The 25,700-nt window shown below is 60.6% G+C and carries 22 protein-coding genes; 14 read left to right on the top strand and 8 right to left on the bottom strand.

Going from position 1 to position 25,700, the window contains the following annotated elements; translation table 11 throughout:
• The first annotated feature begins 1 nt into the window (after position 1).
• Together nth and ACMCNM_RS05350 are read left to right on the top strand one after the other, a co-directional pair.
• Positions 2 to 640 (top strand): endonuclease III, encoded by a 639-nt coding sequence (gene nth / locus ACMCNM_RS05355; RefSeq protein WP_027594200.1) that lies wholly within the window; start codon positions 2 to 4, stop codon positions 638 to 640.
• Between the two features lie 104 nt (positions 641 to 744).
• Positions 745 to 921 (top strand): PA3496 family putative envelope integrity protein, encoded by a 177-nt coding sequence (locus ACMCNM_RS05350; RefSeq protein WP_027594199.1) that lies wholly within the window; start codon positions 745 to 747, stop codon positions 919 to 921.
• Between the two features lie 43 nt (positions 922 to 964).
• On the opposite strand, the gene ACMCNM_RS05345 is transcribed toward ACMCNM_RS05350, so the two are convergent.
• Positions 965 to 1,591 carry a response regulator transcription factor gene (locus ACMCNM_RS05345; protein ID WP_027594198.1) on the bottom strand — a complete coding sequence of 209 codons (627 nt, stop codon included), beginning with the start codon at positions 1,589 to 1,591 and terminating at the stop codon, positions 965 to 967.
• 368 nt (positions 1,592 to 1,959) lie between these two features.
• On the opposite strand from ACMCNM_RS05345, the gene ACMCNM_RS05340 reads away from it, so the two are divergent.
• On the top strand, positions 1,960 to 2,394 hold the full coding sequence (locus ACMCNM_RS05340; protein WP_186682757.1) for a hypothetical protein: 435 nt from the start codon (positions 1,960 to 1,962) through the stop codon (positions 2,392 to 2,394).
• Positions 2,395 to 2,463: 69 nt separating this feature from the next.
• Here ACMCNM_RS05340 and ACMCNM_RS05335 read toward each other — a convergent pair whose 3' ends face one another.
• Together ACMCNM_RS05335 and ACMCNM_RS05330 are read right to left on the bottom strand one after the other, a co-directional pair.
• Positions 2,464 to 3,681 carry an argininosuccinate synthase gene (locus ACMCNM_RS05335; protein WP_027594196.1) on the bottom strand — a complete coding sequence of 406 codons (1,218 nt, stop codon included), beginning with the start codon at positions 3,679 to 3,681 and terminating at the stop codon, positions 2,464 to 2,466.
• Positions 3,682 to 3,976: 295 nt separating this feature from the next.
• Positions 3,977 to 4,933: an OmpA family protein gene (locus tag ACMCNM_RS05330; RefSeq protein ID WP_186702564.1), complete on the bottom strand. Its 957-nt coding sequence runs from the start codon at positions 4,931 to 4,933 to the stop codon at positions 3,977 to 3,979.
• A gap of 130 nt (positions 4,934 to 5,063) precedes the next feature.
• Here ACMCNM_RS05330 and pyrC point away from each other — a divergent pair, with 130 nt between their 5' ends.
• Together pyrC and rnt are read left to right on the top strand one after the other, a co-directional pair.
• Positions 5,064 to 6,110, top strand: coding sequence for a dihydroorotase (gene pyrC / locus ACMCNM_RS05325; protein ID WP_186682762.1), 1,047 nt, complete (start codon positions 5,064 to 5,066; stop codon positions 6,108 to 6,110).
• Between the two features lie 59 nt (positions 6,111 to 6,169).
• Entirely contained in the window at positions 6,170 to 6,781 is a 612-nt protein-coding gene (gene rnt, locus ACMCNM_RS05320; protein ID WP_371097688.1) for a ribonuclease T, read from the top strand.
• A 177-nt stretch (positions 6,782 to 6,958) separates the two neighbouring features.
• Here rnt and ACMCNM_RS05315 read toward each other — a convergent pair whose 3' ends face one another.
• Positions 6,959 to 7,561: a peroxiredoxin gene (locus tag ACMCNM_RS05315; RefSeq protein ID WP_027594192.1), complete on the bottom strand. Its 603-nt coding sequence runs from the start codon at positions 7,559 to 7,561 to the stop codon at positions 6,959 to 6,961.
• A 210-nt stretch (positions 7,562 to 7,771) separates the two neighbouring features.
• Here ACMCNM_RS05315 and ACMCNM_RS05310 point away from each other — a divergent pair, with 210 nt between their 5' ends.
• Together ACMCNM_RS05310 and bfr are read left to right on the top strand one after the other, a co-directional pair.
• Entirely contained in the window at positions 7,772 to 7,990 is a 219-nt protein-coding gene (locus ACMCNM_RS05310; protein ID WP_099455144.1) for a bacterioferritin-associated ferredoxin, read from the top strand.
• A gap of 200 nt (positions 7,991 to 8,190) precedes the next feature.
• Entirely contained in the window at positions 8,191 to 8,664 is a 474-nt protein-coding gene (gene bfr / locus ACMCNM_RS05305; protein ID WP_027594191.1) for a bacterioferritin, read from the top strand.
• Positions 8,665 to 8,720: 56 nt separating this feature from the next.
• On the opposite strand, the gene grxD is transcribed toward bfr, so the two are convergent.
• Both grxD and ACMCNM_RS05295 read right to left on the bottom strand, forming a co-directional pair.
• A complete protein-coding gene (gene grxD / locus ACMCNM_RS05300) occupies positions 8,721 to 9,056 on the bottom strand; it encodes a Grx4 family monothiol glutaredoxin (RefSeq protein WP_012313029.1) in 336 nt (111 codons plus the stop codon).
• Positions 9,057 to 9,147: 91 nt separating this feature from the next.
• Complete coding sequence (locus ACMCNM_RS05295) at positions 9,148 to 11,256, bottom strand: molybdopterin-dependent oxidoreductase (protein WP_412764050.1); 2,109 nt, start codon at positions 11,254 to 11,256, stop codon at positions 9,148 to 9,150.
• Between the two features lie 364 nt (positions 11,257 to 11,620).
• On the opposite strand from ACMCNM_RS05295, the gene argF reads away from it, so the two are divergent.
• Together argF and ACMCNM_RS05285 are read left to right on the top strand one after the other, a co-directional pair.
• Positions 11,621 to 12,541 (top strand): ornithine carbamoyltransferase, encoded by a 921-nt coding sequence (argF, locus tag ACMCNM_RS05290; RefSeq protein WP_085273557.1) that lies wholly within the window; start codon positions 11,621 to 11,623, stop codon positions 12,539 to 12,541.
• Positions 12,538 to 13,647, top strand: a complete 1,110-nt coding sequence (locus tag ACMCNM_RS05285) for an ABC transporter ATP-binding protein (RefSeq protein WP_186682767.1) — start codon at positions 12,538 to 12,540, stop codon at positions 13,645 to 13,647. Before argF ends, ACMCNM_RS05285 begins: the two co-directional genes overlap by 4 nt.
• Before the next feature lie 224 nt (positions 13,648 to 13,871).
• Here the strand turns inward: ACMCNM_RS05285 and ybaK are convergent, their stop codons facing one another.
• Positions 13,872 to 14,342, bottom strand: coding sequence for a Cys-tRNA(Pro) deacylase (gene ybaK / locus ACMCNM_RS05280; protein WP_054899441.1), 471 nt, complete (start codon positions 14,340 to 14,342; stop codon positions 13,872 to 13,874).
• A gap of 303 nt (positions 14,343 to 14,645) precedes the next feature.
• Here ybaK and ACMCNM_RS05275 point away from each other — a divergent pair, with 303 nt between their 5' ends.
• From ACMCNM_RS05275 to glpD, 4 genes are all read left to right on the top strand, one after another.
• Complete coding sequence (locus ACMCNM_RS05275; RefSeq protein WP_027594186.1) at positions 14,646 to 15,497, top strand: MIP/aquaporin family protein; 852 nt, start codon at positions 14,646 to 14,648, stop codon at positions 15,495 to 15,497.
• A gap of 51 nt (positions 15,498 to 15,548) precedes the next feature.
• A complete protein-coding gene (glpK, locus tag ACMCNM_RS05270) occupies positions 15,549 to 17,048 on the top strand; it encodes a glycerol kinase GlpK (RefSeq protein WP_339551345.1) in 1,500 nt (499 codons plus the stop codon).
• A 190-nt stretch (positions 17,049 to 17,238) separates the two neighbouring features.
• Complete coding sequence (gene glpR, locus ACMCNM_RS05265) at positions 17,239 to 17,994, top strand: DNA-binding transcriptional repressor GlpR (RefSeq protein ID WP_186677481.1); 756 nt, start codon at positions 17,239 to 17,241, stop codon at positions 17,992 to 17,994.
• A 451-nt stretch (positions 17,995 to 18,445) separates the two neighbouring features.
• Complete coding sequence (gene glpD, locus ACMCNM_RS05260; RefSeq protein WP_186677483.1) at positions 18,446 to 19,984, top strand: glycerol-3-phosphate dehydrogenase; 1,539 nt, start codon at positions 18,446 to 18,448, stop codon at positions 19,982 to 19,984.
• Positions 19,985 to 20,023: 39 nt separating this feature from the next.
• On the opposite strand, the gene ACMCNM_RS05255 is transcribed toward glpD, so the two are convergent.
• Entirely contained in the window at positions 20,024 to 24,421 is a 4,398-nt protein-coding gene (locus ACMCNM_RS05255; RefSeq protein WP_412764049.1) for an NEL-type E3 ubiquitin ligase domain-containing protein, read from the bottom strand.
• A 319-nt stretch (positions 24,422 to 24,740) separates the two neighbouring features.
• On the opposite strand from ACMCNM_RS05255, the gene ACMCNM_RS05250 reads away from it, so the two are divergent.
• A complete protein-coding gene (locus ACMCNM_RS05250) occupies positions 24,741 to 25,658 on the top strand; it encodes a glutamate/aspartate ABC transporter substrate-binding protein (protein ID WP_027594181.1) in 918 nt (305 codons plus the stop codon).
• Positions 25,659 to 25,700 lie beyond the last annotated feature (42 nt).

The raw sequence follows: 25,700 nt of genomic DNA, 5'->3' as shown, positions 1-25,700 counted from the left end.
CATGAATGCCGCAAAACGCCTGGAGATCTTTCGCAGGCTGCACGAAGACAACCCTGACCCGAAAACGGAACTGGCCTACACCACGCCATTTGAGTTGCTTGTCGCCGTGACCCTTTCAGCGCAATCCACCGACGTAGGCGTCAACAAGGCCACCGCCCGGCTGTTCCCGGTCGCCAATACCCCGGAGGCCATCTACGCCCTGGGCGTCGAAGGGCTGAGCGAATACATCAAGACCATCGGGCTCTACAACAGCAAAGCCAAGAATGTGATCGAAGCCTGCCGGCTTTTGATCGAGCGCCATGGCAGCCAGGTGCCTGAAACCCGCGAAGCGCTGGAAGCACTGCCCGGTGTGGGCCGCAAAACGGCCAACGTGGTCCTCAACACGGCGTTCCGGCAGCCGACCATGGCGGTAGACACGCATATTTTCCGGGTCAGTAACCGCACCGGTATCGCACCCGGTAAAACCGTGCTGGAAGTCGAGAAGAAGCTGATCAAGTTCGTACCCAAGCCCTACCTGCTCGATGCCCACCACTGGCTCATCCTTCATGGGCGCTATGTATGCCAGGCGCGAAAGCCCCGCTGTGGGAGCTGCCGAATCGAAGACCTGTGCGAATACAAGCACAAGACGTCTGACGATTGAGCCGATAGTTAAAAACCACCCTGGGCGATTGAAAAAATCTTTTTTACCAGCGTCAGCTTTCTGGTTATAAGGACGGCCAACGGCCCCTTGGCTTGGAGCGACTCATGAGTGCTGATAAAGACGACCTGTCAATCGAAGATGATTTTGTTGCCGCAGATGATGAAGCGGAGCCCCAGGTAGAGACTGCAAAGACCAACCTCAGTAAACGTCGCACCATCGACAACCTGCTGGAAGAGCGACGCCTGCAGAAGCAACTGGCCGATTTCGACTACGACTTATAGACCCTTGCAAAGCCTCCCAGCGGGAGGCTTTGCAGCGCAGCGGTCAGTTCAACCCGTGGCGCTGTGCCAGCTCGATCAGGTCTACCAGCGACCGGGCGTTGAGCTTGAGCAGCAAACGGGACTTGTAGGTGCTGACAGTCTTGTTGCTGAGGAACATGCTGTCGGCAATTTCCTTATTCGAGCGCCCGCGCGACAGCTGCTGCAAAACGGTCATCTCCCGGGCCGAGAGACGGTTGACCATGTCCGTCTCGCTGCCACCACTGCCCCTGCCTCGCGAGGCATGCAAGGCCTGATTAGGGAAATAGCTGTAGCCTGACAACACCGCCTTGATGGCGCTTAGCAGCTCGGTCAGCTCCTGCTGCTTGCACACATAACCCGCCGCACCCGCCTGCATGCAACGCATCGAGAAGTTCCCAGGTACCTGGGAGGTCAGCACCAGCACCTTGCTGCTTGGGCTGAATGCCGCCATGCGGGCGATGACCTCAAGGCCATCGAGCTTGGGAATCCCGATATCCAGCACCACGATATCCGGCAGGTGCTCACGCGTCAGTTGCAAGGCAGCCACGCCGTTATCGGTTTCCGCAACGACGTCATACCCATGCCGCTCCATCAGCATGCGCACGGCCAGGCGTATGACCGGATGGTCATCCACGATAAGGACTTTATTCATGTGATATCCATTCATTCATTATTTTTGCTGTGGCACGCCACGATAACCGACAGAACGCTTAATGGCGCGGCGATTTGTCAATGAAACTCATGAATAGACGAGCCCTACAACACTTACAGAAATTTCCTACACAAAACCCTGCAGCACGCTAATCGTGAGTATTCATGTCTCGCAAGAAACGTAGCACTGACCCAATCGACTGAACCAGTTGAAAACAAACTTCCGCGCGACGAATACTCCACTTTAAATGCGCGAAAAAAATCAGACACCCGCTGTTACGCCAGCAAGGCACAGTCGGGAAACACTACAGCCTTTAGTTGAGCATAACAGTACGGTAATGATGAGCAAAACCGCAGGAGACAGCCATCATGCCCGACGTACAACCTGTCGCCCCGCTGACGATCATTGCTATCTTCGCGGGGATCATCGAAGCATCCGCCCTTGCAACGCTGCCGTTTCTCAGCGAATCCAGCCAGAGTCTCTATACCTGGTTTCTGGTCGGCTTTCCGTTTTTCCTTACAGCACTGTTCTTTCTAACCCTGAACTTCAATTACAAGTCGTTCTATAACCCTGCCATAAAAAAAGTAAAAACCGACCACCCAGAAACTGAATCGCCTGAACCTGTGACCGTTATCTTTACTGGCCCCGATGCACAACAAAGGCTGGAACAGCATATCCTCGTGGCACTCGCACACGCGCCTGAATCAACACGCACGTGGCAATTCCTTAATCTGGACAAGCGCCAATGCGCACGCCTGTCTATCAGTGCGCTCCAAGAGGACGTCGTCAATCACAGGGGTTGAGGCCAGTTGCATGACGCCGCAAAAAAAAACCCCGGCCTGAGCCGGGGTTCGTGCAACGCTTGCCAGTACTTAGAGCAGAGAACGGCCCTTGTTGGCGGCAATGCGCATGCGCAGTGCATTGAGCTTGATGAAGCCCGCAGCGTCGGCCTGGTTGTAGGCGCCGCCGTCTTCTTCGAAGGTCGCGATGTTGGCATCGAACAGCGAGTCGTCCGACTTGCGGCCGACAACGGTGACATTGCCCTTGTACAGCTTCAGGCGTACCACGCCGTTCACGTTGACCTGCGAAGCGTCGATCATCTGCTGCAGCATCACGCGCTCCGGGCTCCACCAGTAACCGGTGTAGATCAGGCTGGCATACTTCGGCATCAGCTCATCTTTCAGGTGAGCGACTTCGCGGTCCAGGGTGATCGACTCGATCGCACGGTGGGCGCGCAGCATGATGGTGCCGCCAGGGGTCTCGTAGCAGCCACGCGACTTCATGCCGACGTAACGGTTCTCGACGATGTCCAGACGGCCGATGCCGTTGGCACCACCGATGCGGTTCAGGTCAGCCAGGACGGTAGCCGGAGACTTCTCGACACCATCGATGGCAACGATGTCACCGTTGCGGTAGGTCAGTTCGATGTAGGTAGCCTGGTCCGGGGCGTTCTCCGGGGAGACGCTCCAGCGCCACATGTCTTCCTCGTGCTCGGTCCAGGTATCTTCCAGGACACCGCCTTCGTAGGAGATGTGCAGCAGGTTGGCGTCCATCGAGTACGGCGATTTCTTCTTGCCATGACGCTCGATCGGGATGCCGTGCTTCTCGGCGTAGTCCATCAGCTTCTCGCGGGACAGCAGGTCCCACTCACGCCATGGGGCGATGACCTTGACGCCCGGCTTGAGCGCGTAGGCACCCAGCTCGAAACGCACCTGGTCGTTGCCTTTGCCGGTCGCGCCATGGGAAATGGCGTCGGCGCCGGTTTCGTTGGCGATTTCGATCAGGCGCTTGGCGATCAGCGGACGGGCGATGGAGGTACCCAGCAGGTACTCGCCTTCGTAGACGGTGTTGGCGCGGAACATCGGGAACACGAAGTCACGCACGAATTCTTCGCGCAGGTCGTCGATGTAGATCTCTTTCACACCCATTGCCTGTGCCTTGGCACGGGCCGGCTCGACCTCTTCGCCCTGACCCAGGTCAGCGGTGAAGGTCACCACTTCGCAGTTGTAGGTATCCTGCAGCCACTTGAGAATCACCGAAGTATCAAGGCCGCCGGAATACGCCAGTACGACCTTATTTACGTCCGCCATGCCATCACTCCACGGGGTTGTACGGAAAGGGGTCGATTCTAACGGCGTTATGGAAAAATTTACAGTGGGGCGACAGCTTCTGACGACAAAGCGACAGTAATTGTCGAGGGCGCGACGTTGCCTGAATGGATGCTTGGGAGGTATTGCGGTCTGGGCATGCGGGGGCATGGCTTGAGAGGTGTAGCGCCTGTCAGATCGAGCGCCGCGCGGGCGGCGCTCGATCTCACAGGCGCTGAATATGCTGTGGCGAACCCCCAATGGCCCCGAAGCAATCACCTGCCATGCCCCCACGACCTCAGGGTAGCTTCGCCCCTGGCGCCACGGCAGCCGGGCTAGCTGGCGCCGGAGCAGCAGCTGGCACGGTTTGCTCAACCGGCTTCTCCACCGGTTTTTCAACCATCGCGACCCGGTCCAGCTCGATACTCACCCGCCGGTTGCGGGCCCGGTTAGCGGCATTGTTGTTCTTCGCCAATGGGTAACGCTCGCCATGGAAGCGCACGGTGATTTGCGCTTCGGGCACGCCATGGGCCTTGAAGTAGTCCGCCACGGCCATTGCCCTGCGGCGCGACAGGTCACGGTTGGTCAGGCGGTTTCCACTGTTGTCGGAGTGCCCATCGAGCTGGATGTGGTTAACCGTCGGGTCGGCTTTCATGTAATCCAGCACAACGTCCAGCCGGGACCGAGCCGAATCGTCCAGATCGATGCCACCCCCCGGGAAGCCCACCTGCGTCTGCCTCACCTGGTCATAATTCATCGGCAGCAACTTGCTGGCACAGGCCTGGTAGTCACTGTAGGCCTTGGCGAAACTCACCGGCAGTACTCGCACCTCCATGGCCCGCCCCGCCTCACCGTTGTAATTGCGCACCACCGTGCTGCGGCCATCGAGCAAACCATTGATCAGTCGGCCGGCCTGCCCCTGGGACGAGCTGAACAGCACGCCGCTACGCGCCATCCGCACCACACCCAGGTTGATATCACCACGCCCCGGCTGCCAAGGCGCCGCCGCGGCCAGCAACGTCGCAGACCCAGCCCCCAGCGCGTTACTGTACGAACGCAGCTGGAATACCGGCAGCTCACCGGCCCGGCGCACGAACTCGCCACTGCCAAAACCGTCGATCGGCTGGATCAGGCGGCACTGGAACTGGTCGCCCTCGACTTGCCAGGCAATGTTCTCCATGCGCGTCTGGAAAGTCAGTGCACCGGCCGGCAGGCTGGCGAACAGGGTCAACAGGGCTAGGTAACGCTGGCGCACGGGCGGCTCCACAAATTCTGACGGCTTACCTGCAGGGTATCGGACGCCACCTGAAAAACTTGATAGCCGTGCTCGGCCCAGGGTTTTCCGGTAGCATTGGGCCTTGAGTTCGACCCGCCTGGAATCCCCAATGTCCGATCGCCTGACCCTCCTGCGTCCCGACGACTGGCACATCCATCTGCGCGATGGTGCCGTCCTGCCCCATACCGTTGGCGATGTGGCGCGTACCTTCGCCCGTGCCATCATCATGCCCAACCTCGTACCGCCGGTGCGCAATGCTGTCGAAGCTGGCGCCTACCGTGAGCGCATCCTTGCCGCGCGCCCGGCCGGCAGCCGCTTCGAACCGCTGATGGTGCTTTACCTCACCGACCGCACCAGCCCCGAGGACATCCGCGCGGCCAAGGCCAGCGGTATCGTGTACGCCGCCAAGCTGTACCCGGCCGGCGCCACGACAAACTCCGATTCAGGCGTGACCAGCATCGACAACATCTTCCCCGCTATCGAAGCGCTGGCCGACGTTGGTATGCCGCTGCTGGTGCACGGTGAAGTGACCCGCAGCGAGATCGACGTGTTCGATCGCGAGAAGCGCTTCATCGACGAGCACATGCGCCGTGTGGTCGAACGCTTCCCGACGCTCAAAGTGGTGTTCGAACACATCACCACCAGCGATGCCGCGCAGTTCGTCACCGAGGCCTCGGCCAACGTCGGTGCCACCATTACCGCCCAGCACCTGCTGTACAACCGCAACCACATGCTGGTTGGCGGCATCCGCCCGCACTTCTACTGCCTGCCGATCCTCAAGCGCAACACCCACCAGGTGGCGCTGCTGGATGCTGCCACCAGTGGCAGCCCGAAATTCTTCCTCGGCACCGACTCGGCCCCTCACGCCCGTCACGCCAAGGAAGCGGCCTGCGGTTGCGCCGGCTGCTACACCGCGTACGCGGCCATCGAGATGTACGCCGAAGCGTTCGAGCAGCGTAACGCGCTGGACAAACTCGAAGGCTTCGCCAGCTTGCACGGCCCGGCCTTCTATGGCCTGCCGGCGAACACCGACACCATCACCCTGGTCCGCGAAGAGTGGACTGCCCCTGAAAGCCTGCCGTTTGGCGAGCAGACCGTGATACCGCTGCGTGCCGGCGAGACGCTGCGCTGGCGCCTGCTGGAGGAAAACGCGTGAGCGAAGACCTCTACGAAGACGATCAGGACGGCCAGGCCGGCAGCGGCTCGCGCCACCCGATGGCTGAGCGCTTCCGTGGCTACCTGCCAGTGGTGGTGGATGTCGAGACCGGCGGCTTCAACAGCGCCACCGATGCCTTGCTGGAAATTGCCGCCGTCACCATCGGCATGGACGAGAAAGGCTTCCTGTTCCCCGAACACACCTACTTCCACCGGGTAGAGCCGTTCGAGGGGGCTAATATCGAGGCTGCCGCACTGGAGTTCACCGGCATCAAGCTGGACCACCCGCTGCGCATGGCAGTGAGTGAAGAAAGCGCGCTGACCGATATCTTCCGCGGCGTGCGCAAAGCGCTCAAGGCCAACGGCTGCAAGCGCGCAATCCTGGTCGGCCACAACAGCAGCTTCGACCTGGGCTTCCTCAATGCCGCGGTCAACCGCAACGACCTCAAGCGCAACCCCTTCCACCCGTTCTCCAGCTTCGACACCGCCACCCTGGCGGGCCTGGCGTATGGCCAGACCGTGCTGGCGCGGGCCTGCCAGAGTGCCGACATCGACTTTGACGGGCGTGAGGCGCATTCGGCGCGCTACGACACCGAGAAGACGGCCGAGCTGTTCTGCGGCATCGTCAACCGCTGGAAGGAAATGGGCGGCTGGCGCGATTTCAACGACTGAGTTGAATGCCTCATCGCCGGCAAGCCGGCTCCCACAGGATTACCACAGGCTTGAATATTGTGGGGTACCTGTGGGAGCTGGCTTGCCAGCGATGAGAGCAGAACAGACACTGGAAGACTCAAATTCCAGGCACAAAAAAACCGGCCACCAGGGCCGGTTTTTTTATGCGCTTGGCAATTACAGCTTGCCAGCGTTCTCGCTCAGGTATGCAGCAACGCCTTCTGGCGAAGCGTTCATGCCTTTGTCGCCTTTCTTCCAGTTGGCAGGGCAGACTTCGCCGTGCTCTTCGTGGAATTGCAGGGCGTCAACCAGACGCAGCAGTTCGTCCATGTTACGGCCCAGTGGCAGGTCGTTGATGATCTGCGAACGGACAACACCGTTGGTGTCGATCAGGAAGGCACCACGGAAGGCCACGCCACCTTCGGACTCGACGTCGTAGGCTTTGCAGATTTCGTGGGTCATGTCGGCAGCCAGGGTGTACTTCACCTGGCCGATGCCGCCGTTGTTGACCGGGGTGTTACGCCAGGCGTTGTGGGTGAAGTGCGAGTCGATCGAAACGCCGATCACTTCAACGTTGCGAGCTTGGAAGTCTGGGATGCGGTTGTCCAGGGCGATCAGCTCGGACGGGCAGACGAAGGTGAAGTCCAGCGGGTAGAAGAACACCAGGCCGTACTTGCCCTTGATGGCCGAGGCCAGGTTGAAGCTGTCGACGATTTCGCCAGTGCCCAGTACAGCGGGAACGGTGAAGTCGGGGGCTTGTTTACCAACGAGTACGCTCATTGTTATCTCCTGATGAGGGTGAAAAACCGTTTGCCGGGCCAGACGGGCTTGCCCGACATCCAACAAAGGCCGACCATCATACACGGCTTCTCATGACAGACCGAATCCAACCGCCGGTCGCTCAAGCACACCCCTCTCAGAAAGACTTTTGACAAGCATTCTCATTACCATTAAGCTCCAGACCATCTCAACCAGCGATGGTCCGACTTTATGTATGTGTGTCTTTGTGTCGGCGTGACCGACGGACAGATCCGCGATGCGATCTATGACGGATGCTGCAGCTACAAGGAAGTTCGAGCCGCGACCAACGTCGCCAGCCAATGCGGTAAATGTGCCTGCCTTGCCAAGCAAGTGGTCCGCGAGACCTTGACCGATCTTCAGGTCAGCCAGGCTGCCCTGCCCTATCCGGTAGAATTTACCGCCGCTTGAACCCCCCTATTTTGAAGAACCGGACCTAGCGTCCGGTTTTTTATGCCCGCAATTCAATAACTTAGCACTCCAACGCGCTTCACAAACATTCTTATTCCTATTCATTTTCACTTATTATTCAATAACTTAGGTTTGACAGCCCTAAGTATCAGGCTCAAACTTCTCTGTATTGGCACACTTCTACAGGGCAGGAACCCGTCATGAAAGGCGACGTAAGCGTCATCCAGCATCTCAACAAGATCCTCGGAAACGAGCTGGTCGCGATCAACCAGTACTTCCTGCACGCACGCATGTACGAAGATTGGGGCCTGAACAAACTCGGCAAGCACGAGTATAAGGAATCCATCGACGAGATGAAGCACGCTGACAAACTGATCAAGCGTATTCTCTTCCTCGAAGGCATCCCGAACGTCCAGGACCTGGGCAAGCTGCTGATCGGCGAGCACACCAAAGAAATGCTCGAGTGCGACCTGAAGATCGAACAGAAAGGCCTGATCGACCTGAAAGCCGCCATCGCTCACTGTGAAACCGTTGGCGACTTCGGTTCGCGTGAAATGCTCGAAGACATCCTCGAGTCCGAGGAAGAGCACATCGATTGGCTGGAAACCCAGCTGAGCCTGATCGACAAGATCAGCATCGAGAACTACCTGCAGTCGCAGATGGGCGAAGAGTAAAATCCGGCCCATAAAAAAACCCGCCATGAGCGGGTTTTTTTATGGGCGTTCGAGGATCAGGCTTCAGAAGCCTTCGCCTTGGCAGCAGCATCCTTGATCAGGGTTTGCAGCTCACCGTTTTCAAACATTTCCAGCATGATGTCGCTACCGCCGACCAGCTCGCCTGCTACCCACAGTTGCGGGAAGGTTGGCCAGTTGGCGTACTTGGGCAGGTTGGCGCGGATTTCCGGGTTCTGCAGGATGTCGACGTAGGCGAACTTCTCGCCACAACCCATCACAGCTTGCGATGCCTTGGCCGAGAACCCGCACTGCGGGGCATTCGGCGAGCCTTTCATGTAAAGCAGAATGGTGTTGTTGGCAATCTGCTCTTTGATCGTTTCGATGATATCCATGGAACACCTCGTCTGAACTTTCCGACTCGATGGTCGGCACGGTGACGCATTGTATCGGAAAGCCGAGCGGTATGCTCGGCCTTGCCGTTGCTCAGGCGGCCTCGACGTGCACAGGCACGCCATTGAGGGCGGCATTGCCCGACACCTGATCGCGCAAGCGCTCATCGGTGAGGTCATTGGCACTGACCCCGGGTTGCCCCTGGGCGACCTGCAGGTGCACGCCCTGGCGCCCATGGCCGTAGCCGTGTGGCAGGCTGACCACGCCCGGCATCATGTCGGTACACGCCTGCACTTCAACCTCAAGGGTGCCGGTACGCGAACGTATGCGCACGCGCTGGCCATCCTGCAGTTGCCGTTGCAGCAGGTCATCAGGGTGCATTAACAGCTGGTGGCGCGGCTTGCCTTTGACCAGCCGGTGGAAGTTGTGCATCCACGAGTTGTTGCTGCGCACGTGGCGGCGGCCAATCAACAACAACGCCCCAGCGGCCAACGGTGCCTGTCGAGCAACCCTGGTCAAGTCGTCGAGCAGCACCTGAGGGGCCGCCTCGATGGCCTTGCTGGCGGTGCGCAGGCGCGCTTGCAGATTGGCGCCTAGCGGCCCCAGATCGAGCCCGTGGGGGTGTCGATCCAGTGTTTCGATCGAGAGCTTCCAGGCCGATTCATCACCATAGCGCCCCTTGCGCAAAGCCCAATCGATCATCTGCGCCGGGGGCAGGGTCGGCTTGAGCTCCAATGCCGCACGCTCGGCAAAGGCCTTGGCCAGGCCGACAAAGATCTCCCAATCGTGCAACGCGCCTTCTGGCTTGGCGAGGATCGCGCGGTTGAAGCGTGTCACGTTGCGTACCGCCAGCAAGTTGAAGGTGCTGTCGTAGTGGTCGTTCTCCAGCGCCGACGTGGAAGGGAGGATCAAATCGGCATGGCGGGTGCTCTCGTTGATGTAAAGGTCGATGCTGAGCATGAACTCGAGCCCCTCCAGCGCCTCGTCCAGCTGTCGACCATTGGGCGTGGACAGCACCGGGTTGCCCGCCACGGTCACCAGCGCCCGCACCTGGCCGTCACCGGGCGTGAGCATTTCTTCGGCGAGTGCAGCCACCGGCAGCTCGCCGGCGTACTCCGGCAGCCCCGAAACCCGGCTTTGCCAGGCATTGAAATGCCCACCCGAGGTACTCGCCACCACGTCGACTGCAGGCTCGGTACACAGGGCGCCGCCCACGCGATCCAGGTTGCCGGTGACCAGGTTGATCAGTTGCACCAGCCAGTGGCACACGGTGCCGAAGGCCTGGGTCGATACGCCCATGCGGCCGTAGCAGACGGCCTTGTCGGCAGCCGCAAAATCACGCGCCAGCTGGCGAATATCGGTAGCGGCAATCCCGCACAGCGGGCTCATGGCTTCAGCGGTCAGCGGGGCAATTGCGTTGCGCACCTGATCAACACCCTTGACCGGCACGTGCGACGCGCGGGTCAGGCCTTCGTCGAACAGGGTATTGAGCAGGCCACTGAGCAATGCTGCATCGCCGCCGGGGCGGATGAACACGTGGCGGTCAGCCATGGCCGCGGTTTCGCTGCGCCGCGGGTCCACTACCACCAGTTGACCGCCCCGGGCACGCAGGGCCTTCAGGCGCTTCTCCACATCTGGCACGGTCATGATGCTGCCATTGGATGCCAACGGGTTGCCGCCCAGAATCAACATGAAGTCGGTGTGGTCGATGTCCGGGATCGGCAACAGCAGACCGTGGCCGTACATCAGGTGGCTGGCCAGGTGTTGGGGCAACTGATCCACCGAGGTGGCCGAAAACCGGTTGCGGGTCTTCAACAAGCCGAGGAAATAGTTGCTGTGGGTCATCAGCCCGTAGTTGTGCACGCTGGGGTTGCCTTGATACACCGCCACCGCGTTGCGACCATGCGCCTGCTGGATGGCCCACAGCTTGTCGGCCGCCAGGGCGAAGGCCTCGTCCCAGCTGATCGCCTGCCAGCGTTCGCCAACCCGACGGTGCGGCTGACGGAGGCGGTCGGGGTCGTTCTGGATGTCTTGCAAGGCCACCGCCTTGGGGCAGATATGGCCACGGCTGAACGGGTCATCGGGGTCGCCCTTGATCGAGCTGATCAGCGCCCGGCCATCGTCTTCATGGCTGACTTCGATGTTCAGCCCGCAAATGGCTTCGCACAGGTGACAGGCACGGTGATGCAGGGTCTTGGTCATGGCCGCCTCTGCGTTGTCATGGGTCTGATCACGACTATGCGCCCGGCCTACGGCCCTCGCCAGCGCACTTTGCGCTGTGAATTCCCCGACATCAGGCAAACGATTCGCGACACGTATTTGCCAAATTGCGGGCAAGCCGTGTACAACCTCTGTAGCAAATAAAAAACAGCGCACGCTCAAGGGGTAACGACACCCTTTGCAACAGAGCTGCTGTTTCCCCTCTTGGTTTCAGGCGACATTTAATTATAGTATTGCGCCTTTCCCTATTTCGTCCGCCCCGTGCGGCTTACGCCGCAGGTCACTCCCGTTGTCAAAAAAAACCATACGGTCGACCTGCATACCGTTGCAGATAAGGTAGTCAAACATGAGCGCTAGGCACTTTCTCTCCCTGCTGGACTTCACCACCGACGAATTGCTCGGGGTGATCCGCCGCGGCATCGAGCTGAAGGACCTGCGCAAGCGAAGCGTACTGTTCGAGCCGCTGAAAAACCGCGTGCTGGGCATGATCTTCGAAAAGTCCTCGACCCGGACCCGCGTGTCGTTCGAGGCAGGCATGATCCAGCTCGGCGGCCAGGCCATCTTCCTGTCACCTCGCGACACCCAGCTGGGCCGTGGCGAGCCAATCAGCGACAGCGCCATCGTGCTGTCGAGCATGGTCGACGTGGTGATGATCCGCACCCACGCCCACAGCACCCTCACCGAGTTCGCCGCCAACTCGCGCGTACCGGTGATCAACGGCCTGTCCGATGAGTCGCACCCGTGCCAACTGCTGGCCGACATGCAGACATTCGTCGAACACCGTGGCTCGATCCAGGGCAAGACCGTGGCGTGGATCGGCGATGGCTTCAACATGTGTAACTCTTATATCGAAGCCGCCCAGCAGTTCGATTTCCAGCTGCGCATCGCCTGCCCAGAAGGCTACGACCCGGACCCACGCTTCATGGCGCTGGGCGGTGATCGCGTGCAGATCATCCGCGACCCGAAGGAAGCCGTGCGCGGCGCCCACCTGGTGACCACCGATGTCTGGACTTCCATGGGCCAGGAGGAGGAAACTGCACGCCGCCTGGCGCATTTCGCGCCTTACCAGGTCACCCGCGAACTGCTCGACCTGGCGGCACCCGACGCCCTGTTCATGCACTGCCTGCCCGCCCACCGTGGTGAGGAAATCAGCCATGACCTGCTCGACGACCCTCGTTCGGTCGCCTGGGACCAGGCTGAAAACCGCCTGCATGCACAGAAGGCCCTTCTCGAATTCCTTGTAGAACCGGCTTACCACCACGCATGAGTCAACCCCTACTGCTCAACCTGCGCAACCTCGCCTGCGGCTACGGCGACCAGCGCATCGTCCAGAACCTCAACCTGCACCTGAACGCAGGCGACATTGGTTGCCTGCTGGGTTCATCCGGTTGCGGCAAGACCACCACCCTGCGCGCCATCGCCGGTTTCGAGCCTATCCATGAAGGCGAGATCCAACTGGCGGGCGAGGTCATTTCCCGTGCCGGCTTCACCCTGGCTCCGGAAAAACGCCGCATCGGCATGGTGTTTCAGGACTACGCCCTGTTCCCGCACCTGACCGTGGCCCAGAACATCGCCTTCGGCATCGCCAAGCACCCGCGCCAGGGTGAGGTGGTCGAAGAGATGCTCGAACTGGTAAAGCTGGGCGGCTTGGGCGGTCGCTATCCGCACGAGCTGTCCGGTGGGCAGCAGCAACGGGTCGCCCTGGCCCGCGCGTTGGCGCCAGAGCCTCAGTTACTGCTGCTCGACGAGCCGTTCTCCAACCTCGACGTGGAACTGCGCCGCCGCTTGAGCCATGAGGTGCGCGACATCCTCAAGAGCCGGGGTACCAGCGCCATTCTGGTGACCCACGACCAGGAGGAAGCGTTTGCCGTCAGCGACCAGGTGGGTGTGTTCAAGGAAGGTCGCCTGGAGCAGTGGGATACGCCTTACAACCTCTACCACGAGCCGCAGACGCCGTTCGTGGCCAGCTTCATTGGCCAGGGCTACTTCATCCGCGGCCAGATGAGCAGCCACGAGGCGGTCAATACCGAACTTGGCGAATTGCGCGGTAACCGCGCCTACATCATGGCGCCAGGCAGCTCGGTGGATGTGCTGCTGCGCCCTGACGATATCGTGTATGCGCCAGACAGCCTGCTGCGCGCCAGTATCGTGGGCAAGAGCTTCCTGGGGGCTTCGACCCTGTATCGCCTGCAACTGCCAACCGGCAGCCAACTGGAGGCGATTTTCCCAAGCCATATCGATCATCAGGTCGGTGAGGGTGTAGGGATTGCCGTGGCGGCCGATCACCTGGTGCTGTTCCCAGTGCCGGGCAGTGTCGCGGCGCAGTTGCCACGGCAGGAAAATGGCGTTCGCCGCTACAGCTCGGCGACCTGACCGAAAACTGGGGCCGCGTTAGCGGCCCATCGCCGGCAAGCCGGCTCCCACAGGTACAGTGCTAACCCTGAAAGTGGTACCGTTCCAGCAACTGTCTTGTGGTGCTTGTCTGGCCTCATCGCTGGCAAGCCAGCTCCCACAGGTGCGGCGCTAGACTTGGAGGCTACACAGTTCGGGTGGGAGCTGGCTTGCCGGCGATGGGCTGCGCAGCGGCCCCTGCGATTTCAACCCCTGCCAATACCGGCAAACGTGCCCTGGGTATGCTCAGCCAGCACCGCCGCCGCCAACTCCACCTCCAGCCCACGCCGCCCGGCGCTGACATGGATGGTTGCAAAGTTCTGCGCCGAGTCATCAATAAAGGTGCGCAAGCGCTTCTTCTGGCCTAACGGGCTGATGCCACCGACCAGATACCCCGTAGCCCGCTGGGCCGCCGCCGGGTCGGCCATCTCGCACTTCTTCACACCCGCCGCATGGGCCAGTGCCTTGAGGTCCAAGGTGCCCACCACCGGCACCACGGCCACCAGCAACTCACCTTTCTCACTGCTCGCCAGCAAGGTCTTGAACACTTGCTGCGGATCAAGCCCGAGCTTTTCCGCTGCCTCCAAACCATAGGAGGCCGATTTAGGATCGTGCTCATAACTGTGCACACGATGCTCGGCGCGGGCTTTTTTCAACAGGTCTAGGGCGGGGGTCATGCGCAGGCTCCGGTCAGGGACAAGTCGGCGGCTACTTTAGGACATATCCCACATCCCAGCCAGTTCGGAGGCTACGCACCTGTCTAGCGTGCGGTTTCGCGACCCCACACTACGTCCAAAACGTGACTGACCGTTCACTTTCGACCTTTGACATAAGCGTTTCTTGTCTATATTTTTTCGTTTCTGAAGAAATGGTGCACATTTAAGGTGCATTTCCTGTATCTGCCTGGGGTCAATGGGGATCGACTCCGGGCTTTGCTGTCGAGCGCCACGCGCCTCACAACAAAAAAAACGAGGTCATACATGACGACTGCTCTACGCGAACCCACCTTGTCCAGCCAATGCCTGGCCGAATTTCTTGGCACCGCCCTGCTCATCTTTTTCGGCACCGGTTGCGTCGCCGCGCTCAAAGTCGCGGGTGCCAGCTTCGGCCTGTGGGAAATCAGCATTATCTGGGGCGTCGGCGTGAGCATGGCGATCTACTTCACCGCTGGTGTTTCCGGCGCGCACCTGAACCCGGCCGTGAGTATCGCCCTCACCCTGTTCGCCGGCTTCGACAAGCGCAAACTGCCGTTCTACATGCTGGCCCAGGTATGCGGCGCCTTCTGCGGCGCAGCGTTGGTCTACACCTTGTACAGCAACCTGTTCTTCGATTTCGAACAAGCCCACGCCATGCTACGAGGCAGCAGCGAAAGCCTGGAGCTGGCGTCGGTGTTCTCCACCTATCCGCACCCCTCGTTGTCTACTGGCCAGGCGTTCCTGGTGGAAGTGGTCATCACCGCCATCCTCATGGCCGTGATCATGGCCCTGACCGACGACAACAATGGCCTACCACGTGGCGCTGTGGCGCCGCTGCTCATCGGCCTGCTGATTGCCGTGATCGGCAGCGCCATGGGGCCGCTGACCGGCTTTGCGATGAACCCAGCCCGCGATTTCGGGCCAAAATTGATGACTTTCCTGGCCGGTTGGGGCGAAATCGCCTTCACTGGCGGACGGGACATTCCTTATTTCCTGGTACCGGTGTTCGCACCGATCCTTGGCGCATGCCTGGGCGCCGCAGCGTATCGCGGCCTGATCGCCCGCAACCTGCCAGTCGCGCCAACCGCAAGCGCTGAGACAAACGACAATCGCCAGGGCGATACTCAAGTCAACTGATGTGGCCTCACGCCCAAGCCCTGACTTCCCATTTTTGCAAGGCCTACGACCATGACAGACACCCTGGATAAGCACTACATCATCGCCCTGGACCAGGGCACCACCAGTTCGCGGGCCATCATTTTCGACCGCGACGCCAATGTGGTCGGCACCTCCCAGCGTGAATTCGCCCAGCATTATCCGCAGGCGGGTTGGGTCGAACACGACCCGATGGAAATTTTCGCCACCCAGAGCGCCACCTTGGTCGAGGCCCTCGCACAGGCGGGCATCAGCCACGCCCAGGTCGCTGCGCTGGGCATCACCAACCAGCGTGAAACCACGGTGGTGTGGGACAAGGAAACCGGCCGCCCGGTTTACAACGCCATCGTCTGGCAGTGCCGCCGCAGCACCGAAATCTGCGCGCAGCTCAAGCGTGATGGCCATGAAGACTACATCCGCGAGTCCACCGGCCTGGTCACCGACCCGTACTTCTCCGGCACCAAGCTAAAGTGGATCCTCGACAATGTCGAAGGCGCCCGTGAACGCGCCGAACGTGGCGAGCTGCTGTTCGGTACCGTCGACACTTGGTTGATCTGGAAATTCTCCGGCGGCAAGGTGCACGTCACCGACTACACCAACGCGTCGCGCACGCTGATGTTCAATATTCACACTCTGGAATGGGACGAAAAACTGCTGGAAATCCTCGGCATCCCACGCCAGATGCTGCCCGAGGTTCGCCCCTCCTCCGAAGTCTACGGCCACACCAAGAGCGGCATTGCCATCGCCGGCATCGCTGGCGACCAGCAGTCTGCGCTGTTTGGCCAGATGTGCGTCGAGCCCGGCCAGGCCAAGAACACCTACGGCACCGGCTGCTTCCTGCTGATGAACACCGGCGACAAGGCCGTCAACTCGTCCCATGGCCTGCTCACCACCATCGCCTGCGGCCCGCGGGGTGAAGTGGCTTATGCACTGGAGGGCGCCGTGTTCAATGGTGGCTCTACCGTGCAGTGGCTGCGTGACGAGCTGAAGATCGTCAACGACGCACTCGATACCGAATACTTCGCCAGCAAGGTCAAAGACAGCAACGGGGTGTACCTGGTGCCCGCCTTCACGGGCCTGGGCGCACCCTATTGGGACCCTTATGCCCGTGGCGCCCTGTTCGGCCTGACGCGCGGGGTGAAGGTCGACCACATCATTCGTGCAGCGCTGGAATCGATCGCCTACCAGACCCGTGACGTGCTGGACGCCATGCAACAGGATTGCGGTTATCGCCTGTCCGAACTGCGCGTGGATGGCGGTGCGGTGGCCAACAACTTCCTCATGCAGTTCCAGGCCGACATCCTCGGCACCTGCGTGGAGCGCCCGAAAATGCGCGAGACCACAGCTCTCGGCGCCGCCTACCTGGCAGGCCTGGCCTGTGGGTTCTGGAGCAGCCTGGATGAGTTGCGCGACAAGGCGATCATCGAGCGCGAGTTCAGCCCGCAGCTGGACGAGACGCAGAAAGAAAAGCTTTACGCCGGGTGGCTGAAGGCCGTCGACCGTACCCGTGACTGGGAAGATCACGAAGCCTGACGTCATCATGTAGGCGCAGCCTTGTGCTGCGAAGAGGCCAGTGATCACACAGTGAATATTCGCTGCTAACACCGGCCTCTTCGCACCACAAGGCTGCGCCTACACGCGTCCTGCACATTCGTCTACTGGCCGTCATCCGCTTCCTACGGCATCATTGCAGAATTTGTCCGGCAGCCCATAAGGACCGCCCATGAATCTGCCCCCTCGCCAACAACAAATCCTCGAGCTGGTCCGCGAACGCGGCTACGTCAGCATCGAAGAAATGGCGCAGCTGTTCGTCGTCACCCCGCAAACCATCCGCCGCGACATCAACCAGCTCGCCGAACTCAACCTGCTGCGCCGCTACCACGGGGGTGCCGCGTATGACTCGAGCATCGAGAACACCGCCTACGCCATGCGCGCCGACCAGATGCGCGACGAGAAGCAGCGCATCGCCGAAGCCGTAGCCTCGCAGATTCCCGACCATGCCTCGCTGTTCATCAACATCGGCACAACGACCGAATCGATCGCCCGCGCACTGCTCAACCATAACCACCTCAAGGTGATTACCAACAACCTGCACGTGGCCTCGATCCTGGCGGCCAAGGATGATTTCGAAGTACTGGTGGCAGGTGGCACGGTGCGCCGCGATGGCGGTGTGGTCGGCCAGGCCAGCGTCGATTTCATCAACCAGTTCAAAGTCGACTTCGCCTTGGTTGGCATCAGCGGCATTGACGAAGATGGCAGCCTGCTGGATTTCGATTACCAGGAGGTACGGGTTTCCCAGGCCCTGATCGCCAATGCACGCCAGGTTATTTTGGCCGCCGACTCCAGCAAGTTCGGGCGTAATGCCATGGTTCGCCTGGGCTCGATCAGCCTGGTGGACTGCTTGGTGACCGACCAGACGCCGACGCCTGCCCTCGCCCACTTGCTTAACCAGTACAAGATTCGCCTCGACGTGGTGTGAAGCAGATTGTGGGACTGAAGCGTATGGATTGAGATTTTTATCGCTCTCAAGATCGAGCGCCGCCCGCGCGGCGCATCGCGAGCAAGGCTCGCTCCTACGTTTGTTTCGGGCCAGTCACGCCTGTGCCAGCGCGCGCGACCGCCTGGTTGGTCCGACGCGACATTGAGGCGGGCGCCAAAGGGCCGCGCGCTAATACCTCAGGAATAATTGGCCGGAAACAAACGTAGGAGCGAGCCTTGCTCGCGATGCGCCGCGCGGGCGGCGCTCGATTTCGACAACGCCTAATGAATCAAGCCCTACACCCGAATTTTCGGAAATGTTCACTTTATTGTCATCCGATCAGTATTTTCTATAAAGACTGACTGGATACCGGACTCTTTTTGCGCTAGTATTTTCGAAAACGAACATCAATGTTCATATTCGATGTGAACAGCCCCAGGAGGCCTTGCCCGTGTCCCAGTCCGTTTCGTCCCAGCCCCCCCTCACCGACTGCTATGACCTCGCCGTGATCGGCGGTGGCATCAATGGTGTGGGCATTGCTGCCGACGCCGCCGGGCGCGGCCTGAAGGTGTTCCTTTGCGAAAAGGACGACCTGGCGCAGCACACATCGTCGGCGAGCAGCAAGCTCATCCATGGTGGCCTGCGCTACCTGGAGCACTACGAGTTCCGCCTGGTGCGCGAAGCCCTGGCCGAGCGCGAAGTCCTGCTGGCCAAGGCGCCGCACATTGTCAAGCCGATGCGCTTCGTGCTGCCCCATCGCCCGCACCTGCGCCCGGCCTGGATGATCCGTGCCGGCCTGTTCCTCTACGACCACTTGGGCAAGCGCAAGCGCCTGGGCGCTTCGCGCAGCCTGCGCTTTGGCCCTGGCTACCCGCTCAAACCGGCCATCACCCGCGGTTTCGAATACGCTGACTGCGCCGTGGACGACGCCCGCCTGGTCGTGCTCAATGCCATGGCAGCCCGCGAAAAAGGTGCGCACATCGTCACCCGCACCCGCTGCCTGCGTGCCGAGCGTGTCGATGGCGTGTGGCAGGTCGAACTGCAGCATGCCGACGGCAGCCTGCAGAGCATTCGTGCCCGCGCCCTGGTCAATGCTGCTGGCCCGTGGGTAGCCAGCTTCATCAAGGATGACCTCAAGCTGGATGCGCCTTACGGCATCCGCCTGATTCAGGGCAGCCACCTGATCGTCCCGCGCCTTTACGAAGGCGAGCACGCTTACATCCTGCAGAACGAAGACCAGCGCATCGTGTTCTGCATCCCTTACCTGGACCGCTTCACCCTGATCGGCACCACCGACCGTGAATACAGCGGTGACCCGGCCCAGGTGAAAATCACCGAAGCCGAGACCGACTACCTGCTCAAGGTGGTCAACGCGCACTTCAATCATCAGCTCAGCCGAGCCGACATCCTGCACACCTACTCCGGCGTACGCCCGCTGTGTAACGACGAGTCGGACAACCCGTCGGCCGTGACCCGCGACTACACCCTGGCGCTGTCGGCAGGTGAAGGCCAGGCGCCGTTGCTGTCGGTGTTCGGCGGCAAGCTCACCACGTACCGCAAGCTGGCCGAATCGGCCATGGCCGAGCTCAAGCCATACTTCACCCAGATGCGCGCCAGCTGGACCGCTACAGCGCCGCTGCCAGGCGGGGAAGATATGACGACTGCGCAGGCACTGACTGACGCCATTCTGGCGCAGTACGGGTGGCTGCCGGTGGACATCGCCAAACGCTGGGCAGTGACCTACGGCAGCCGCGTATGGCGCCTGCTTGATGGTATTCAGGGCCCGGAAGACCTGGGCCAGGCCATTGGCGGCGGTCTCTTCAGCCGCGAGGTCGATTACCTGCGCAGCGAAGAGTGGGCTGTAGATGCCGCCGACATCCTGTGGCGCCGCACTAAATTGGGCCTGTTCACATCACCGGCGGAACAGCAGGCGCTGCACGACTACTTGGAGAAAGCACCAGCAAGCCAGATATCGTTCAAGGCCGCTTGAAGCCAACGTTGAAGCCAGTGCCGCCTTAGCGGCACCCGCTCACGGTAATAAACCGCCGATGCTGAACCAACGGTTAAACGCCTCACGGGCCAACGTTAGAATCAAGCTGCGCTCGCCCTCCTGTATGGCTTGCACGATACCTTCGCAGTACGTCAGATACTGCTCCTCAGTGACCTCTCCCGCTTCTGCACGCTCGCGGTAGGCCTCCTCTGGAGCCCGGAACGCGTCCACCAGCGCTGTGAAGCGGCGCTCGTAGCGGTCTCGCACGTAATGTTCCCAAAACGCCTGATCAGCCAGCGCCTGAGTCAACCGTTCTGGGGTCTCTGCGCGCAGTACCTCGATCCTGGCGTTATTCAGGTCGGCAGGTGTTAGACCGGCGTAGGCTTCGTAATGCAGGGCTGCAGGTTGGGCTGGCAAGCGCAGCGGGCCCGCCAACCGCACACGGTAAGTGAGGTAGACTTCGATATCGTCCACGTCGTGCCCTGCTGCGCGAATCCCCTGGATACGCCGCGTCGCGATCTCGTCAAGCGCGTCCAGACGGAACAGTGAGCGGCTCAGGCGCATCAGCTCAACCTCACTTTGCGCAATGGACATCCCCGAGGTGTGCCGGTGGATCAACACCCTCACCTCCATCTGGCTGAACAGCCACAACAGGCGGTCCTGGCAGGAAGCGTTGCCGCCCGACATGATGAACAACTGTTCACGCAGCTCAGTGTTCTGCTCGCAGGCCTCAATGATGTTCCAGACCCTGGCCCGGTAATAGGCTGGCCGCTGCGCGAAGTCGGAGGATCGAGCGAAGTCGCGGATAAAGTTGAAGAAAGGCCGGGGCGTGCTTTCCAATTGCAGGTTACGCCACTGCATCTCGCGCTCGCTGCGCTGCATGCCCGTCGAGCCGAGCAACCATTGCTCGCGTTCGTTTGCCTGCACTAGATGATGACGGAACGACGGGCTATGTACGACTTCGTGATGGTGGCTACCTGATGGGCCAGGCAGTTGCTCCAGGTAATGCTCGCTCGCTTCATCCAAGGGGTTGTCATGCAGGGCCATGCGTTGCAGACGTTGGCGAAGGCCGTGCAAGTCCCGATTGACCTGGCGAATCTGGTTGTTGCGCAGGTCGGCGATGCCCCGCAACGGCACCTGCTGCAGGCGCGACGGGAATGCTCTGATGCCAGTCGAACGCAGCCCCAAGGGCCTGAGGTGAATCAACCCACGGACATCGGGGGCAAACCCAAGTGGGTTGTAATTGAGTTCCAGCGTTTGTAGATGGGTCAAGGTATTGAGCCGGCGGTTGCCGGCGACGTCCATGATGATCCGGTTGTGGTCCAACTGCAGCCCCCGCAGTTGCGTGAGGCGCTCTACTCCCGGCGGGATGGCGGCAAGATGATTCTCGCGCAGGTCAAGCTCGCGCAAATTAGGGAAGCGAGCGAGGAAGTCGGGGTCAATGTCTGACAAATCCATGTCGCGCAGGGTCAAGCGCGTGACATGTGGGAAACTGACTCCCCCTTCCAGTACTGGCAAGCTGCCGACACGCTCACCGCGAATGTCCAGCGCGTAAGTACCATCGCTGCGCAAGCCTGTCTTGCAGCGCCAGCAACGACGGATACTATTGGCTACCCGGCCACGCCGGAGCAGGTCCAGCACGCCAGAGTGTTCCATGCGCCATCGCCGCAGGACCTGGCGCAGGCCCGACAAGTGCTGGCTGAGTTCACTGTAGTGCTGCCATGGGTCGACCCCGCGCGCAATCAGGTCCACCAGATAGCGTTGCAACTGGCTCTCGCCGAGGGTTGGGAATATTTGCCGCATCCCACGCCGGCTGGCCTGCCCGCGGCTTTCGCCCCGGCCACTCAGAGGGTAACCGAGGCGCCCGTCGCCCCACCGCACCGGTGGCCGCACGCCACCGCCTATCGGCGCCTGGCCGATCAACTGCGCGGCCAAGTCGCGATGGCTGCGGGCGTGTTCGGCCAGCAGGTCGCTCAATGTTTGCGTGTCCAGCGTGCGGGTCCCCAGTGCGCCTGTTTGCGCTTCACTCAAAGTCAACGAAAGTGCCTGCAGCAGGCTGTCAGTTGGAGCAGAGCCTGCCAACGGCTCGCCCGTCGCAGCATAGGCGCTGTAGCCAGTTGGGTTTTTGACGATACTGAACCGCTGAGCGGCGGTATCCGGGCCCGCGTGTGCCAATACCGCCCCTGTGCGGCTGTCGGCTCGCACTTCGACGGCATACGGCTCCAACCACGGCGCCAAATGTTCGATAAGGCCAACGGCCAATTTCGCGGTGTCGGCATTGGCTGCCGAAGCCTGACGTAAACCTGCACAGGCACGGTCAAGGCGGCTGTCACGTAAAAACCAGCGCGCGCGTTCAGCCAAGGCCAAGGGGACGCGATCACTGGCGAGCATCTGCTCGACCTGCTGGCTGTCGACCTGCTGGACAATTTCATGGGCTCCGCGTTGCGACAGGCCAGGAAAGTCCCGACGCAGCACGACACTGGCCAATTCCTCATTGTCTTGCGATGTGCTGACCAGAAACTCGAACGCTTCGCCCTGCACGGTGGGGAATTGCTCATGCAAGCGGTAGCGCTCCAAGGCATCGAGCAACCGTGCGGGAGGTGGGGCATTTTCCAGGTGCAGACGCCTCAGCTGTGCGTCATCTAGGCCCGTGCTGTCGAGCACCCTGCGTACTTCTTCATCGCTGACGTCGGCCAGTTCAGCGCTCAACCGCCGCATCAAGCGCGCAGGCTCCGCCCACTCTTCTGCACGTTCCAGCGCATGCCGCCAGCCGCCAGTGCCGTTATGCTCGAGCATCGGCTGAAAAGCCTCGCTGCGCTGAGGATGACGGATGAACAGGTGCTCGCCATCCTTGTAGCCCGCCAACTGAAAACTGGCTTCGTGCAACTTCAACTGCCACTGGTCATTCTCCGGGATCAGCTCGCCAACCGTCACGCCCCGCTCCTTTACCCGGTAGGCAGCCAGGTCATGGGCACAGAGCTTGACGTGACCGGCATCGGTGCAAATCGGCGACAGTTCATCGACAAACGCAATACGCTTGAGCACTTGCCCCGCCACTGCAGTGCCAGCCCCTATCGCGGCCCCCAGTGCGACGCTTTCAGCGACACCGAACACGTGTTCCAGCGCCCCCTGGCGATCGCCCAGTTGCCAATCCTGGTAACCCTCGTAGACCTCATCGGCAATCTGCACGGCAGCGACCGCGAGCATCAGTTCCCCCACTACCGGCATGAACAACCCGGCCAGGTTCAATAACGTCAGCCCCGCTTGCTGATACCCCTTGAGCCGCTCGTCCCGCGCCGCGCTGTCCTCATCGGCCGTCGGAACGGCCAACACGCGGGCATCGTCGAGCATCTTCTCGATGCGCGCGGCGCGTAAAAAGGCAAACAATGGTTGAGTGATGGCGAAGTCACGACCATCGAGCTTCAGTACTGCGCCCTCGGTGCTCGACGACAGTAAGCGCCTCAAGGTGCCAAAAAATGCGACCCGGTCGCGCTCGGCGATGAACCGCGCAATAAACGCCGCATAGTGAGGGTCGCGCAGGCGCAGCCCCATGGCCTGATAAAACGCCCACCAGGTTTCGAATACCTGCACGGGTTGCAAGGGGTCCCCGGGAATCCAGAGCATGATGCCCCGCAGAATAGCCTGATCCCGGTCTTGGATCTCGATGGCCACCACCCCGTGCAGGCACTTGCCCAACAGGTACACCTGGCGGGTACTCAACACTACTGGGTAGGCAGGTACTACGGCTGGCTTGGCGAAGATCGGCAGCGTTTGCAGGAAGTGGGCATGGCTGATCTCGCCTTTGAGGGCTGCCAGGCGTACAGCCGCTTCCATCGATGAGCGCAGGGCCTCCTCCAGCAATGCCTCGACCTCGCGAAGGGCCTGGCCAGCTTCATCCCCTGGCCGATCTTTTGGTAACAGATGCTCACGCAGCAAGACCTGGTAGCGGCCACCCAGATCGAGCGTGCGGCACAGCTTGGCGAAGCGCTCGAACGATACCGCCAGGGTGACGCCGGACACGTCACGCAACGAGACCTGCGTGAACGGGCCTGGCTTGGTTTGCGCCTGGGTGAAATTGTGCAGTGCCGTCGTCAACAGGGGTTGAGTCGAAATACGGGTGATGTTCGGCGATGGGGTCGGCGGAATGGGCATCGCCAGAATGATCTGCACCACCTTGCGCAGCGTTGCCTTGCGTACATCAGTGTTTACCCGAAAACGCTGTCGTAACGCTTCTTGCAGCAACGTCGCAGCAAAATCATCCAGGGGCGGAATGCGGCTTAACACCTGCCGGACACGCTCGGCACTGTCCTGCTGCTGGCGCAGGGCCTGGTGAAGCGCACGCTGCTGTTCGATCGGGGCAGACGTGAGCCAGGCCGGCAAACGTTGAGAAATCAGGGCGTCAATCGAAGCAGGCGCTTCATCGGCAGAATGGGTCATGGCAGTGAGATCCGTAAAAACCGCTAACAGACCACACGGCAAACCGTCACCTGCGGTAACTAAATCAAGGCACCATTCATTCGGGTTTCCGAACACCAAAAGCCAACCCATTCGGAATCACGGACAACACATGCTGTCGATTTACTGTCAAAAAAGATCGATACCCCGTAATTTCGGGGCGTTATGATCAAGAAGGAAGCTTGGCACGACTCATGCTCTACACTCTTTAGCCGAATGCACCCGCTTCATGTTGTATTCGTTGAACGAAAGAGTCCGCCAACGGCTCCATAAAAAAAACAAACATGTCGAGGAAAATTTGATGCGTATCGTTCGTCAATTGCTGGGCGCCGCTATCGCGGCTGCAGTCATCGCTTCGCCGGCCATGGCCGAGGAGCTGACCGGCACCCTGAAGAAGATCAAGGACTCGGGCACCATCACATTGGGCCACCGCGACTCCTCCATTCCATTTTCCTACCTGGCAGGCAAGCCGGAGCCCGTGGGCTACTCCCACGACATCCAGCTGGCCGTGGTCGAGGCCCTGAAAAAACAACTGGGCACCGACATCAAGGTCAAATACAACCTCGTCACCTCCCAGACCCGCATCCCGCTGGTGCAAAACGGCACCGTCGACCTGGAGTGCGGCTCCACGACCAACAACGTCGAGCGCCAGCAGCAAGTCGGTTTCTCGGTCGGCATCTTCGAAGTCGGCACCCGCCTGCTGACCAAGGTCAAGGACGGTCAGCCTTCCTATAAAGACTTCCCGGACCTGGCTGGCAAAAACGTGGTGACCACCGCCGGCACCACCTCCGAGCGCATCCTCAAGGCGATGAACGCCGACAAGCAAATGAAGATGAACGTGATTTCCGCCAAGGACCACGGTGAAGCCTTCAACATGCTCGAAAGCGGCCGCGCCGTGGCCTTCATGATGGACGACGCCCTGCTGGCCGGTGAAATGGCCAAGGCTCGCAAACCGGCCGACTGGGTTATCACCGGTACCCCTCAGTCGTACGAAATCTACGGCTGCATGGTGCGCAAGGAAGACGCTGCGTTCAAGAAAGCGGTCGACGAGGCCATCGTGGCTTACTTCAAGTCGGGCGAAGTCAACAAGAGCTACGACAAGTGGTTCATGCAGCCAATCCCGCCAAAGGGTCTGAACCTGCAGTTCCAGATGAGCGACGAGCTGAAAAAACTGATCGCCGAGCCGACCGACAAAGCGGCGGACGAGAAGAAGTCCTGATCCTCAGATAGTGGCCTGGTGCGCATGCGCACGAATCAATTC

It is taken from the genome of Pseudomonas sp. NGC7 (genome assembly GCF_047159675.1).
In the GTDB taxonomy this organism is placed as follows: domain Bacteria; phylum Pseudomonadota; class Gammaproteobacteria; order Pseudomonadales; family Pseudomonadaceae; genus Aquipseudomonas; species Aquipseudomonas kermanshahensis.
The sequence above is the reverse complement of the archived record's forward strand: the minus strand, read 5'-3'. Positions and strand labels throughout refer to the sequence as shown.

What these genes read in the sequence shown, in the direction of transcription:
- nth (WP_027594200.1), top strand. Translation starts at nt 2, where the DNA reads ATGAATGCCGCAAAACGCCTGGAGATCTTTCGCAGGCTGCACGAAGAC.
- ACMCNM_RS05350 (WP_027594199.1), top strand. Translation starts at nt 745, where the DNA reads ATGAGTGCTGATAAAGACGACCTGTCAATCGAAGATGATTTTGTTGCC.
- ACMCNM_RS05345 (WP_027594198.1), bottom strand. Translation starts at nt 1,591, where the DNA reads ATGAATAAAGTCCTTATCGTGGATGACCATCCGGTCATACGCCTGGCC.
- ACMCNM_RS05340 (WP_186682757.1), top strand. Translation starts at nt 1,960, where the DNA reads ATGCCCGACGTACAACCTGTCGCCCCGCTGACGATCATTGCTATCTTC.
- ACMCNM_RS05335 (WP_027594196.1), bottom strand. Translation starts at nt 3,681, where the DNA reads ATGGCGGACGTAAATAAGGTCGTACTGGCGTATTCCGGCGGCCTTGAT.
- pyrC (WP_186682762.1), top strand. Translation starts at nt 5,064, where the DNA reads ATGTCCGATCGCCTGACCCTCCTGCGTCCCGACGACTGGCACATCCAT.
- rnt (WP_371097688.1), top strand. Translation starts at nt 6,170, where the DNA reads ATGGCTGAGCGCTTCCGTGGCTACCTGCCAGTGGTGGTGGATGTCGAG.
- ACMCNM_RS05315 (WP_027594192.1), bottom strand. Translation starts at nt 7,561, where the DNA reads ATGAGCGTACTCGTTGGTAAACAAGCCCCCGACTTCACCGTTCCCGCT.
- ACMCNM_RS05310 (WP_099455144.1), top strand. Translation starts at nt 7,772, where the DNA reads ATGTATGTGTGTCTTTGTGTCGGCGTGACCGACGGACAGATCCGCGAT.
- bfr (WP_027594191.1), top strand. Translation starts at nt 8,191, where the DNA reads ATGAAAGGCGACGTAAGCGTCATCCAGCATCTCAACAAGATCCTCGGA.
- grxD (WP_012313029.1), bottom strand. Translation starts at nt 9,056, where the DNA reads ATGGATATCATCGAAACGATCAAAGAGCAGATTGCCAACAACACCATT.
- ACMCNM_RS05295 (WP_412764050.1), bottom strand. Translation starts at nt 11,256, where the DNA reads ATGACCAAGACCCTGCATCACCGTGCCTGTCACCTGTGCGAAGCCATT.
- argF (WP_085273557.1), top strand. Translation starts at nt 11,621, where the DNA reads ATGAGCGCTAGGCACTTTCTCTCCCTGCTGGACTTCACCACCGACGAA.
- ACMCNM_RS05285 (WP_186682767.1), top strand. Translation starts at nt 12,538, where the DNA reads ATGAGTCAACCCCTACTGCTCAACCTGCGCAACCTCGCCTGCGGCTAC.
- ybaK (WP_054899441.1), bottom strand. Translation starts at nt 14,342, where the DNA reads ATGACCCCCGCCCTAGACCTGTTGAAAAAAGCCCGCGCCGAGCATCGT.
- ACMCNM_RS05275 (WP_027594186.1), top strand. Translation starts at nt 14,646, where the DNA reads ATGACGACTGCTCTACGCGAACCCACCTTGTCCAGCCAATGCCTGGCC.
- glpK (WP_339551345.1), top strand. Translation starts at nt 15,549, where the DNA reads ATGACAGACACCCTGGATAAGCACTACATCATCGCCCTGGACCAGGGC.
- glpR (WP_186677481.1), top strand. Translation starts at nt 17,239, where the DNA reads ATGAATCTGCCCCCTCGCCAACAACAAATCCTCGAGCTGGTCCGCGAA.
- ACMCNM_RS05255 (WP_412764049.1), bottom strand. Translation starts at nt 24,421, where the DNA reads ATGACCCATTCTGCCGATGAAGCGCCTGCTTCGATTGACGCCCTGATT.
- ACMCNM_RS05250 (WP_027594181.1), top strand. Translation starts at nt 24,741, where the DNA reads ATGCGTATCGTTCGTCAATTGCTGGGCGCCGCTATCGCGGCTGCAGTC.